The 10,580-nt window shown below is 71.8% G+C and carries 13 protein-coding genes; 8 read left to right on the top strand and 5 right to left on the bottom strand.

Going from position 1 to position 10,580, the window contains the following annotated elements:
• On the bottom strand, positions 1-801 hold an 801-nt coding region (locus K7640_RS28715; RefSeq protein ID WP_222958070.1), incomplete at its 3' end, for a tyrosine-type recombinase/integrase.
• 127 nt (positions 802-928) lie between these two features.
• On the opposite strand from K7640_RS28715, the gene K7640_RS28710 reads away from it, so the two are divergent.
• The 4 genes from K7640_RS28710 to K7640_RS30500 all read left to right on the top strand — a co-directional run bounded on the left by K7640_RS28710 (position 929) and on the right by K7640_RS30500 (position 3,928).
• Positions 929-1,390, top strand: coding sequence for a hypothetical protein (locus tag K7640_RS28710; protein ID WP_222958069.1), 462 nt, complete (start codon positions 929-931; stop codon positions 1,388-1,390).
• A 120-nt stretch (positions 1,391-1,510) separates the two neighbouring features.
• Complete coding sequence (locus K7640_RS28705) at positions 1,511-2,200, top strand: hypothetical protein (protein WP_222958068.1); 690 nt, start codon at positions 1,511-1,513, stop codon at positions 2,198-2,200.
• 181 nt (positions 2,201-2,381) lie between these two features.
• A complete protein-coding gene (locus K7640_RS28700) occupies positions 2,382-3,803 on the top strand; it encodes an OFA family MFS transporter (protein ID WP_222958067.1) in 1,422 nt (473 codons plus the stop codon).
• Positions 3,800-3,928, top strand: a complete 129-nt coding sequence (locus K7640_RS30500; protein ID WP_255610129.1) for a hypothetical protein — start codon at positions 3,800-3,802, stop codon at positions 3,926-3,928. Before K7640_RS28700 ends, K7640_RS30500 begins: the two co-directional genes overlap by 4 nt.
• Before the next feature lie 52 nt (positions 3,929-3,980).
• Here K7640_RS30500 and K7640_RS28695 read toward each other — a convergent pair whose 3' ends face one another.
• Positions 3,981-4,709, bottom strand: a complete 729-nt coding sequence (locus tag K7640_RS28695; RefSeq protein WP_222958066.1) for an SDR family oxidoreductase — start codon at positions 4,707-4,709, stop codon at positions 3,981-3,983.
• A 78-nt stretch (positions 4,710-4,787) separates the two neighbouring features.
• Between K7640_RS28695 and K7640_RS28690 the strand changes: the two genes are divergently transcribed.
• The 3 genes from K7640_RS28690 (at position 4,788) to K7640_RS28680 (ending at position 7,053) form a co-directional block, all read left to right on the top strand.
• On the top strand, positions 4,788-5,624 hold the full coding sequence (locus tag K7640_RS28690; RefSeq protein ID WP_222958065.1) for a patatin-like phospholipase family protein: 837 nt from the start codon (positions 4,788-4,790) through the stop codon (positions 5,622-5,624).
• A 219-nt stretch (positions 5,625-5,843) separates the two neighbouring features.
• Positions 5,844-6,296: a peroxiredoxin gene (locus K7640_RS28685; protein ID WP_222958064.1), complete on the top strand. Its 453-nt coding sequence runs from the start codon at positions 5,844-5,846 to the stop codon at positions 6,294-6,296.
• Between the two features lie 67 nt (positions 6,297-6,363).
• Positions 6,364-7,053 carry a hypothetical protein gene (locus tag K7640_RS28680; RefSeq protein WP_222958063.1) on the top strand — a complete coding sequence of 230 codons (690 nt, stop codon included), beginning with the start codon at positions 6,364-6,366 and terminating at the stop codon, positions 7,051-7,053.
• A 6-nt stretch (positions 7,054-7,059) separates the two neighbouring features.
• Here K7640_RS28680 and K7640_RS28675 read toward each other — a convergent pair whose 3' ends face one another.
• Entirely contained in the window at positions 7,060-7,512 is a 453-nt protein-coding gene (locus K7640_RS28675) for a MarR family winged helix-turn-helix transcriptional regulator (protein WP_222958062.1), read from the bottom strand.
• Positions 7,513-7,607: 95 nt separating this feature from the next.
• Here K7640_RS28675 and K7640_RS28670 point away from each other — a divergent pair, with 95 nt between their 5' ends.
• The gene (locus tag K7640_RS28670; protein WP_222958061.1) at positions 7,608-8,039 is read left to right on the top strand and encodes a hypothetical protein; all 432 of its coding nucleotides are present in this window, start codon (positions 7,608-7,610) and stop codon (positions 8,037-8,039) included.
• Positions 8,040-8,081: 42 nt separating this feature from the next.
• On the opposite strand, the gene cydB is transcribed toward K7640_RS28670, so the two are convergent.
• Together cydB and K7640_RS28660 are read right to left on the bottom strand one after the other, a co-directional pair.
• On the bottom strand, positions 8,082-9,080 hold the full coding sequence (gene cydB / locus K7640_RS28665) for a cytochrome d ubiquinol oxidase subunit II (RefSeq protein WP_222958060.1): 999 nt from the start codon (positions 9,078-9,080) through the stop codon (positions 8,082-8,084).
• 15 nt (positions 9,081-9,095) lie between these two features.
• Positions 9,096-10,511 carry a cytochrome ubiquinol oxidase subunit I gene (locus tag K7640_RS28660; RefSeq protein WP_222958075.1) on the bottom strand — a complete coding sequence of 472 codons (1,416 nt, stop codon included), beginning with the start codon at positions 10,509-10,511 and terminating at the stop codon, positions 9,096-9,098.
• Positions 10,512-10,580: the final 69 nt, after the last annotated feature.

The following is a 10,580-nucleotide window of genomic DNA, read 5'->3' as shown; positions in this document are numbered from 1 at the left end:
CAACCGGGCCCCCGCCGGCACCCGGTCGCCGATCCCCGCCCGCCGGTAGCAGGAATCCACCAGATACTGCAGACCACCCCGCCGCAACGGCTCACCCCGCCGGTCCACCAGCAGCGGGGAGTCCGGCCGCACGCTACGCCCCCCGAACCGCCGCGCGCGGCTGTCCAGATACGCCCGCAGCACCCCGTCCAACTCCGGCTCCACCGGCACCACCCGCGGCCGACCACCCTTGCCCGCCACATCCACCCGCCGCTCACCGGTCCGGCCCCCGAACGAGCCGACCCGCAGCGCCAGCAGCTCCGACAGGCGCAACCCGGCGCACAACGCCAGCGCCAGCACCGCCACGTCCCGCTCCGGCCACGGGTCCCGCTGCCGACCGTCGGCCCGGGCGACTGCGGCCAACAGTTGCTCCGGCGTGTCCTCGCCGCGCAGCGGCTTGGGGGAGGGCAGTGGCGCCCGGGGCCGACCCACCGCGGGCATCGGGTTGCCCGCCACCACCTGCTCGGCCACCAGGAACATGAAGAACGCGTTCCAGCTCGACCAGGCCCGGTGCACCGACGCGGCCGCCCGGGTGGCGGCGAAGCGGGCGAACGCCGCCCGCAGCGCCCGGGGGGAGAGGGCGCCCACGGGCAGGGCGGCCAGGGGGAGGGGAGGGGTGTGGTCGCGCGCCAGCAGCTCGGCCACCGCCCGCAGGTCCCGCCGGTAGGCCGCGAGGGTGTGCGGGGAGGGCTTGCTGGTGGCCCGGGCGGTCAGGAACTCTCCGATGAGCGCTTCGACCCGTTCGTCCCGTTTGTCATGCATAAGGGATATTATGCATGACTTTCGCGTTCCGGACAGGTGGGAAGTCGGGGGAGAGATGGCCCCACGACGTCGGACCCGACCCGTACGCTGCGTCCAACGTCGCGAGCCGAGCCGGGCGGGAGAGCCGATGATCACCGATGCCACCCTCGTCCGCATCGGCCAGGGAGTGGCGCTGCATCACCATCGCGGCCAGCCGGACGCCGCTCGGGAGTTGTTCACCCAGATCTGGCACGAGATCGGCGGCGAGCGGGGGGACCCCCTGCACATCTGCGTCCTCGCGCACGCGATGGCCGACGTGCAGGACGACGTGCACCAGGAACTGCTCTGGGACCAGCGCGCGCTCGCGGCGGCCGACCTGCTCACCGAGGACCGGGTGGCGGCAGCCGGGGTGGCCCTGCCGGTCGCCGGCCTGTATCCGTCGCTGCACCTCAACCTGGCCGAGTGCTACCGCAAGCTCGACGATCCCGGCCGCGCCCGCGCGCATCTCCAGCGCGCCCGGGAGACCATCGGCGCGCTCGGCGACGACGAGTACGGGCGGCTGATCAAGGGCGGCCTGGAGCGGCTGACCCGAGCGCTGGCCACCGAGTAGACACCCCTCCCGAAGGGAGATCCGGATAACGTCTACTTGACATAATGTGCATTATCGAATCTCCGGATTGAGTACGGCGACTCATCCGTCGTGGCGCATCCGACCAGCATGCTCGTGGTCATGGCTGCTCCTCGTCCGGGCGCGTGCGCCACGGTGGCACTCCTGCTGCTCATGCTGACGGCCTGCCAGTCGGACGCGCCCACGCCCGAGGAGGCGACCCGGGCGGCGAACTCGGCCGCCGCCCGTGCCGCGAGCGCCGCGAGCGCCGCGGAGATCGGCGGCACGCTCTCGGCCGCGACCAGGGCCGCGCCGCTGCGGCTGGTCGCCACGTCGACAAGCGACATCTGTCACGCCGGCGCCGCCAAGGGCATGTGGCCGCACGACGACTACCGCCTCAGTTGCGGTTTCAGCGAGATCAGGTATTTCGGGGCCGACGGCGACCTGCTGTCGGTCCTGCGCGCGGTGGATCGGCGCGCCAAGGCCGCCGGGTTGATGCCGGACACCACCTCGACCATCGAGGACGTCGAGCGGTACTACGCGGCGAACGGCAAGACCGACGACGGGCTGCGGCTGCCCCTGCCCAGCCTGGGCTACCTCGTGCCGGGACGCGGCTTCACGGTGCGGATCGGGTGGCCGGACGCCGCCCCGCTGGACAACCCGCCGGTGCCGGACCTCGCCTGGCCGATCGTCTTCGTGGCCGCCCACTCTGTCGACGTCGACGCGGTGCGGCGCGACCTGCGGCGGCGGCACCAGCAGCTCGTCACCATCTCCTCGGGGATCACCTACCACGAAGTCCCCTGGCCTTCCTGACGAGTCGCCGACCGTACGCGCGGAGTGACTTTCCTCTCACGTTAGGTGCACAAACGGGTTGATGGGATTACCGTTCGGCTCATTTTTCCGGCCACCGGGCGCGGATGAGGTTTAGCGCCTCCCTTCGAAGGGGGCAAGGAACGGAAACGTTTCTCGGCATCTCCGGAGAGGAAGCAGCCTCATGCTTTCCGCGCTTGATCGGCGGCACACCGTCGCGCCGCCTGGTTACAGTCGCTGGCTGATCCCGCCGGCGGCCCTGGCGATCCACCTCTGCATCGGGCAGGTCTACGCGACAAGCGTGTACAAGAACTCGCTGATCGCGCACTTCGACGCCAGCCAGACGGCGATCGGGGTCATCTTCAGCATCGCGATCGTGATGCTGGGGCTGTCCGCCGCGGTGGCCGGCACGTGGGTGGAGGCCAACGGTCCGCGTAAGGCGATGTTCGTCTCGGCCTGCTTCTGGGCGGCCGGCTTCCTGGTGGGTTCGCTGGGCATCGCGACGAAGCAGCTGTGGCTGCTCTACCTGGGTTACGGGCTGCTCGGCGGGATCGGGCTGGGCATCGGGTACATCTCCCCCGTCTCCACGTTGATCAAGTGGTTCCCGGACCGGCCGGGTCTGGCGACCGGTTTGGCGATCATGGGGTTCGGTGGTGGGGCGATGGTGGCCTCTCCCCTGTCCCGGCAGCTGCTGTCGTTCTACGACTCCGGCTACGACCCGTCGAACGCGGGGTCGGTGGCGTCGGGAAACGCGCTGGTGTGGCTGTTCGTGACGCTGGGCATCGGCTACTTCCTGATCATGATGTTCGGGGTGTTCAACGTGCGGGTGCCGGCGGACGACTGGCGTCCGGCCGGCTTCGACCCGGCGCGGGTGGCGGCGAAGCCCCTGGTGACCACGGCGAACGTGTCGGCGGCGAACGCGTTGCGGACCCGGGCGTTCTGGTTGCTGTGGGTGGTGCTGTTCTGCAACGTGACGGCGGGCATCGGCATCCTGGAGCAGGCCAGCCCGATGATCCAGGACTTCTTCCGGTCCACCGGCGGCACCTCGGCGGTGACGGTGGCGGCGGCCGGTGGGTTCGTGGGCCTGCTGTCGCTGTTCAACATGGCGGGCCGGTTCGTGTGGTCGTCGACGTCGGACGTGATCGGCCGCAAGCCGATCTACCTGGTGTACCTGGGCGTCGGGATGGTCCTGTACGCGCTGCTGGCGCTGTTCGGGCAGACCGCGACGGCGCTGTTCGTGCTGCTGGCGTGCGTGATCCTGTCGTTCTACGGCGGTGGGTTCGCCACCATCCCGGCGTACCTGCGGGATCTGTTCGGCACGTACCAGGTGGGTGCGATCCACGGGCGGTTGCTGACGGCGTGGTCGGCGGCCGGCGTGGCCGGGCCGCTGATCGTCAACGCGTTCCTGGACGCGCAGGGCAAGCCGGGGACGTTGACGGCGGCGGCGTACCGGCCGGCGCTGTTCACGATGGTCGGTGTGTTGGCGGTGGGTTTCCTGGCGAACCTGCTGGTGCGGCCGGTGCCGGAGCGGTTCCACGAGCCGGCCGGTGAGGGTGACGACGTGGCCGGTGGGGAGCAGGTTTCGGAGAGGAGCGGTTCGCGATGAGTGGTGAGGCCCCGCGCGGTGGGCAGCAGGCACGCCTGGTCGTGTCGTGGTTGGTGGTGTCGGTGCTGCTCGGTTACGGGGTGGTGCAGACGTTGATCACGGCGGCGAAGTTGTTCACCCACTGAGGTGGGTGGTGGGAAGGGGCGTCGGCGGTGGCCGGCGCCCCTTTTTCGTCGGCTACAGGCCGCCGGCGATGCGCAGGACGGCGCCGGTGGTGTAGGTGGCCTCCGGGCTGAGCAGCCAGGCGATGGCGGCGGCGACCTCGTCGGGTTCGCCGGCGCGGCCGAGCGGGATGCGGCCGGCGGCGGTGTCGGGCCGGTCGGGTACGCCGGAGACGGCGTGGATGTCGGTGCGGATGATGCCGGGGGCGACGGCGTTGACCCGGATGCCGTGCGGGGCGAGCTCCTTGGCGAGGCCGACGGTGAGGGTGTCGGTGGCGGCCTTGGCGGCGGCGTAGTGGATGTACTCCCCCGGGCTGCCGAGGGTGGCGGCGGCGGAGGAGACGTTGACGATGGCGGCGCCGTGGCGCATCCGGCGGACGGCCTGCTGGGCGCAGAGGACGTAGCCGATGAGGTTGACGTCGACGACGCGGCGCAGGTCGGTGACGGTGAGGTCGGTGAACGGTCCGATGGGGCTGGTGACGCCGGCGTTGTTGACCAGGCCGGTGAGGGGGCCGAGGTCGTCGGCGGCGGCGAAGAGCCGCTGGACCTGGTCGGGTTCGCAGGTGTCGGCGGCGACGGCGACGGCGCGCCGGCCGGTGGCCCGCACGTCGGCCGCGACGGTGGCGGCGGCGTCGTGGTCGCTGCGGTAGCCGAGGACGAGGTCGTGGCCGGCGGCGGCGAGGCGGCGGGCGGTGGCCGCGCCGATGCCGCGGCCGGCGCCGGTGATGACGGTGACAGGGCTCAATGGACTGCTCCCCCGGTGCGTTTCTGCTGGCGACGCTACCGTTTGCCGGGCGCGGCGGTCGACGGAGAGGAGCGTCACATGGAGCGGGCGTTGGTGCTGGGTGGCGGTGGGGTGACCGGGGTGGCCTGGGAGTGGGGGCTGATCGCGGGGCTGGCGGAGCGGGGTGTGGCGCTGGCGGGCGCGGATCTGGTGGTGGGCACGTCGGCGGGGTCGGTGGTGGGGGCGCAGTTGCGCTCGGGTGAGCCGGTGTCGCGGTGGTACGAGGCGGAGATGGCCGGTGGTGGCGCGCCGGAGGCGTCGGCGCGGTTCGGGTGGGGGCAGGTGGCGCGGCTGGTGTGGGCGGGTGGGCGGACGCGGGACGGGCGGCGGGCGCGGGCGCGGATCGGGGCGTTGGCGTTGGCGGCGCGTACGGAGCCGGAGGCGGCGCGGCGGGCGGTGATCGCGGCGCGGTTGCCGGGTGCGGAGTGGCCGGCGGGGCGGTTGCGGGTGACGGCGGTGGAGGCGTCCTCGGGTGAGTTCGTGGTGTTCGACGCGGGCAGCGGGGTGTCGCTGGTGGATGCGGTGGGGGCCAGTTGCGCGGTGCCGGGGGTGTGGCCGCCGGTGACGATCGGTGGGCGCCGGTACGTCGACGGTGGGGTGCGGTCGTTGGTGAACGCGGATCTGGCGGCGGGTGCGCGGCGGGTGGTCGTGGTGGCGCCGGTGACGCGGGCGTTCGGGCCGATGCCGAGGTTGTCGGCGCAGGTGGCCGGGTTGCGGGCGGCGGGTGCGCGGGTGGTGGTGGTGTGTCCGGACCGGGCGGCGCGGGTGGCTATCGGCCGTAACGTGCTGGATCAGGGGCGGCGGGCCGGTGCGGCGCGGGCGGGGTTCGCGCAGGCGGATGCGGTGTGTGCGGCGGTGGCGGCGGTGTGGGGTTAGGCCCTGTCCTGTCGATCATGTCGGTGCGAGGCGCGGTCCAGGCGGCGGTCCGGCAAGGCGGCGGTTCGTCCGGATACCGGTGTTGTATCCGCACGAACCGACAACGCCGCCGGTCGCCGTCTGGGCCCGCCGCAGCCCGGCAATGATCGGCAGGACAGGGCCTAGGCCGCTGGCCTACGCTCGGCGCGTCGGTGGCTCGGGTGGAGGTGCGCGGTGGGTGTGAGCGTGGGTGATGTGGTGGCGGATTTCGTGCTGCCGGACGAGACGGGTGCGCCGCGGCGGTTGTCGGAGTTCTGTGCCGCCGGGCCGGTGGTGGTGTTCTTCTATCCGGCGGCGTTGACGCGGGGGTGCACGGCGGAGAGTTGTCATTTCCGGGATCTGGCGGCGGAGTTCGCGGCGGTGGGGGCGCAGCGGGTGGGGATCAGCCGGGATCCGGTGGCGCGGCAGGCGGAGTTCCGCCGCCGGCACGGCTTCGACTTTCCGCTGTTGTCGGACGTCGACGGGGTGGTCGCGGCGGCGTTCGGGGTGCGGCGGCGGTTGCCGTTGGGTGCATTGGACACGCGGCGGATGACGTTCGTGATCGGTGCGGACCGGCGGGTGATCGAGGTGATCCACAGTGAGGTCGGCATGAACGCGCACGCTGATCGGGCGTTGCGGGCGCTCGGGGGTTGATCTTCCGGGTGTCGGTGCGGGCTGGTATCAAGGCAGGCATCAGACACGGGTATGGAAGAGGGCTGTGATGGCGGGCCAGGGTTTGTCCGATGAGGATGTGCGGAGCTTCCGGGAGGCGTTGGCTGCCGGCCGTAAGCCGAAGGTGGTGTTCACCGCGTCGGCGGGGCAGGTCGCCGGCCAGGTGGGTCAGGTGGTGGAGCTGACGGACCCGGCGGTTTCCGACGAGTTCGTGGTGGTGCGGTTCGGGCGTGACGAGTTGCCGTTCTCCCCCGCCGATGTGGCGGTCGCGCCGAAGGGGGCGGGGCGTCGGGTGGCGGAGCCGAAGCCGGCGCCCGAGCCGGAGTCGCCGGCGGCGGCTGCGGAGCCGGAGTTCGTGTTGGACCGGCCGCGGGTGCCGGCGCCGCGTCGGGAGGAGCCGGCGGTGCCGCAGCAGCAGGTGGATAAGCCGGCGCCGCGGCGGGTGGCGAAGGCGGCCCGGCCGAAGGGCCCGGCGGGGCTGACGGTGACCCTGGCGTATGCCGACGGTGAGTGGACGGTGGCGGCGCAGCAGGGCAGCAAGGCGTTGGCGAAGCCGTATGTGGTGAAGCCGGCGGAGGCGTTGCGGATGGTGGCGTTGGTCGACGTGGCCGGGGTGCGGGAGGCGGTGGAGCAGATCCTGGCGGCCGAGCGGGCGGAGGCGGAGCAGCAGGCGGAGAAGTTGCGCGCCGAGTTGGCGGAGATCGAGGCCCGGTTGGCGGAGCTGCGCGAGGCGGGCTAGCGGGGGTTATCGGGGCTGCTGGTGGTGGTCGAGCAGGGCGGTGAGCAGCCGGGTCAGCTCGGCGCGTTCGGGGCCGGACAGGGGTGCCAGCAGGGTGGTCTGGACGTGGTCGAGGGCCTGTTCCATGCGGTGCAGTTCGCGGCGGCCGGCCGGGGTGAGGGTGATGACGTTGCGGCGTCGGTCGTCGGGGTCGGGGTCGCGGCGGATGAGGTCCCGGGTGGCGAGTTCGTTGAGGGCGGCCACCACGTCGCTGCGGTCGATGCCGCAGCGTCGGCCGAGGTCGGCCTGGCTGGCGGGGCCGCCTTCGTGTAGGGCGGCGAGCAGGCGGTAGTGGTAGCCGCGGGCGGCGACGGCGCCGAGGCCGTCGGCGACGAGGCGGCCGGCGTGGGCGGCGGTCTGGGTGAGCAGCCAGCTGGGGGTGGTGCGCAGTCGTGCCGGGGGCTGGGTGCCGGGGTCCATGGGGCGGACGCTACCAGAAACCGTTGGCAGCACCCACGAACCCTGCTACGTTGGCGTCACCAACGTTGGTGTTGCCAACAGAACGGGAGTCGACGGTGTCCGTACTCAACGGCCAGGTCATCGGCCAGGCCCACCACGCCACCCGAGCGGTCCTCGAACGCGAGCTGACCGGCCTCGGGATCACCTTCCACCAGTCGGTCGCGCTCAACCTCCTCGCCGCCGAGGGCGGAGCCGCACCCCGGGCCGAGCTCGCCCGGCGGATCACCGCGGCGTTGAAGGTCCCCGAGGCGGCGGCCCTGGCCGCGCTCGACGACACGGTCGCCGCCGGCCTGCTGCGTGCGCTGCCCGCCGGCGGCGCCGGTCTGGCCCTCACCGACGCCGGCCGGGCCCGGCAGCAGCACCTGGCCGGCGTCGTCGCCGCGCTCACCGCCCGCCTGTACGGCGACATCGACCCCGACGACCTGGCGGTGGCCGGGCGGGTGCTCACCCTCATCCGGCAGCGGGCCGACGCCGAGCTGGCCGGCTGAACGCCGGGCGGGGCCGATGATGTCACCGGCCCCGCCCGGCGCTCAGTGCTGCGGGATGTTCGCCACCCCGATCCGCTTGCGGAACACCCAGTAGGTCCAGCCCTGGTAGGCCAGCACGATCGGGGTGAACACCACCGCCACCCAGGTCATGATCTTCAAGGTGTACGGGGTGGAGGCGGCGTTGGTGGCGGTCAGCGTGCCGGCCGGGTCCAGGGTGGAGGGCAGCACGGTGGGGAACAGCGCGGCGAACAGGGTGGCCACGGCCAGGGCGATGGCCACCGCGGTGCCGGTGAACGCCCAGCCCTCCCGGCGTACCCGGGCGGCGGCCAGGCCGGCGAGCAGCGCGAGCGCGGCGCCGGCGGCGAGCACGACGGCGGCGGCGCTTGCGCGGATGGTCAGCGTCCAGGCCAGGAAGGCCACCGCGACCACGGCGGTGCCGGCGCCGAGGCGCACGGCCAGGGCGCCGGCGCGCTCGCGGATGTCGCCGGTGGTCTTGAGGGCGAGGAACACCGCGCCGTGGGTGAGGAACAGCGCCGTGGTGGTCAGGCCGCCGAGCAGGGCGTACGGGTGGAGCAGGTCGAGCAGGCCGCCGACGTACTCGTGGTCGGCGTCCAGCGGCACGCCGCGCAGGATGTTGGCGAAGGCGACGCCCCACAGGATCGCCGGGACCAGGGAGCCGACGAAGATGGCGGCGTCCCAGCGGCGCTTCCAGGACGCCTCGGGGCGCTTGTGCCGGTATTCGAAGGCCACCCCACGGGCGATCAGGGCGAGCAGGATCAGCAGCAGCGGCAGGTAGAAGCCGGAGAAGAGGGTGGCGTACCACTCGGGGAAGGCGGCGAACATGGCGCCGCCGGCGGTGATCAGCCAGACCTCGTTGCCGTCCCAGACCGGGCCGATGGTGTTGATCAGGACGCGGCGTTGCCGGTCGTCGCGGCCGAGCACGGGCAGCAGCATGCCGACGCCGAAGTCGAAGCCTTCGAGGATGAAATAGCCGGTGAACAGCACGGCGACGAGGAGAAACCAGATGGTGGTCAGGTCCACGATGGGCTCCGGGGCTCAGTAGGCGAAGGCGAGCGGGCGCTCGGCGTCGTCGGTGTCGTCGTCGTGGGCGGGGCTCGGGTCGAGCTCGGGCACGCCGGCGCGGGCGTAGCGGACCAGCAGCTTGAACTCGATCACGGCGAGGGTGGCGTAGATCAGGGTGAACGCGGTGAACGAGGTGAGCACCTCGGCCAGCGACACGCTGCGCGAGACGCCGTTGCGGGTGAGCATCTCGCCGAAGACGATCCACGGCTGGCGGCCCATCTCGGTGAAGATCCAGCCGAAGGAGTTCGCCAGCAGCGGCAGCACGGGCAGCACCAGGCCGGCGCGCAGCAGCCAGCGGCTGGTCGGGGTGCGGCCCTTGCGCTGGCTCCAGAGCACCAGCAGGGCGATGGCGGCGGCGGCCAGCCCGAAGCCGATCATCATCCGGAAGCTCCAGTAGGTGACCGGGATGATCGGGGTGTAGCTGCCGGGACCGTACTGGCTGGCGTACTGGGCCTGTAGGTCGTTGATGCCGTGCACGGTGCCGTTGGGGTCGCCGGTGCCCAGGTAGGACAGCAGGTGCGGGATCTTGATGGCGAACAGCTCCCGGCTGCCGTCGAGGCTGCCGATGGTGAGCACGGAGAACGAGGCGGGGCTCTCGGTGGTGTAGAGACCCTCGGCGGCGGCCATCTTCATCGGCTGCACCTGGGTCATGATCTTGCCCTGGATGTCGCCGGTGATCAGTACGGCGGCGGTGGAGACCATGACCACCCAGGCGCCGAACTTCGTGGCGAAGCGGTACGCGCCGGTGTCGGCGCTGTCGCGGTTGCGCATCACGTGCCACAGGCCGACGGTGAGCACCAGCGAGCCGGCGACCAGGAACGAGCCGGCCAGGGTGTGCGGGAAGGTGATCAGGGCGACCTTGTTGGTGAGCACGGCGACGAAGTCGGTCAGTTCGGCCCGGCCGCTGTCCGGGTTGATCCGGAAGCCGACCGGGTTCTGCATGAACGAGTTCGCGGCGAGGATGAAGTACGCGGACAGGTTGGTGCCGATCGCGGCGGCCCAGATGCTGGCCAGGTGCAGGCGCCGGGGCAGCCGGTCCCAGCCGAAGATCCACAAGCCGATGAAGGTCGACTCGAGGAAGAACGCGACCAGGGCCTCGATGGCAAGGGGGGCGCCGAAGATGTCGCCGACGAAGCGGGAGTAGTCGCTCCAGTTCATGCCGAACTGGAACTCCTGCACGATGCCGGTGACCACGCCCATCGCGAAGTTGATCAGGAAGAGCTTGCCGTAGAACTTGGTCAGCTTGAGGTAGCGCTCGTTGCCGGTGCGGTGCCACAGCGTCTGCAGGATCGCCACCAGCACGGACAGGCCGATGGTCAGCGGCACGAAAAGGAAGTGGTAGACGGTGGTGACACCGAACTGCCAGCGGGCGACGTCCAACGCGTCCACCTGGAACCCCCAGCTCTGCATACTACGAGACGTAGTAAATACTACTGCGCGTCGTAGAGGATTCGGCAG

Source organism: Micromonospora sp. PLK6-60 (assembly GCF_019890675.1).
In the GTDB taxonomy this organism is placed as follows: Bacteria; Actinomycetota; Actinomycetes; order Mycobacteriales; family Micromonosporaceae; genus Micromonospora.
Note: the sequence above shows the minus strand (reverse complement) of the source record. Positions and strands in the feature narration are given on the sequence as shown.

What these genes read in the sequence shown, in the direction of transcription:
- K7640_RS28710 (WP_222958069.1), top strand. Translation starts at nt 929, where the DNA reads ATGATCACCGATGCCACCCTCGTCCGCATCGGCCAGGGAGTGGCGCTG.
- K7640_RS28705 (WP_222958068.1), top strand. Translation starts at nt 1,511, where the DNA reads ATGGCTGCTCCTCGTCCGGGCGCGTGCGCCACGGTGGCACTCCTGCTG.
- K7640_RS28700 (WP_222958067.1), top strand. Translation starts at nt 2,382, where the DNA reads ATGCTTTCCGCGCTTGATCGGCGGCACACCGTCGCGCCGCCTGGTTAC.
- K7640_RS30500 (WP_255610129.1), top strand. Translation starts at nt 3,800, where the DNA reads ATGAGTGGTGAGGCCCCGCGCGGTGGGCAGCAGGCACGCCTGGTCGTG.
- K7640_RS28690 (WP_222958065.1), top strand. Translation starts at nt 4,788, where the DNA reads ATGGAGCGGGCGTTGGTGCTGGGTGGCGGTGGGGTGACCGGGGTGGCC.
- K7640_RS28680 (WP_222958063.1), top strand. Translation starts at nt 6,364, where the DNA reads ATGGCGGGCCAGGGTTTGTCCGATGAGGATGTGCGGAGCTTCCGGGAG.
- K7640_RS28675 (WP_222958062.1), bottom strand. Translation starts at nt 7,512, where the DNA reads ATGGACCCCGGCACCCAGCCCCCGGCACGACTGCGCACCACCCCCAGC.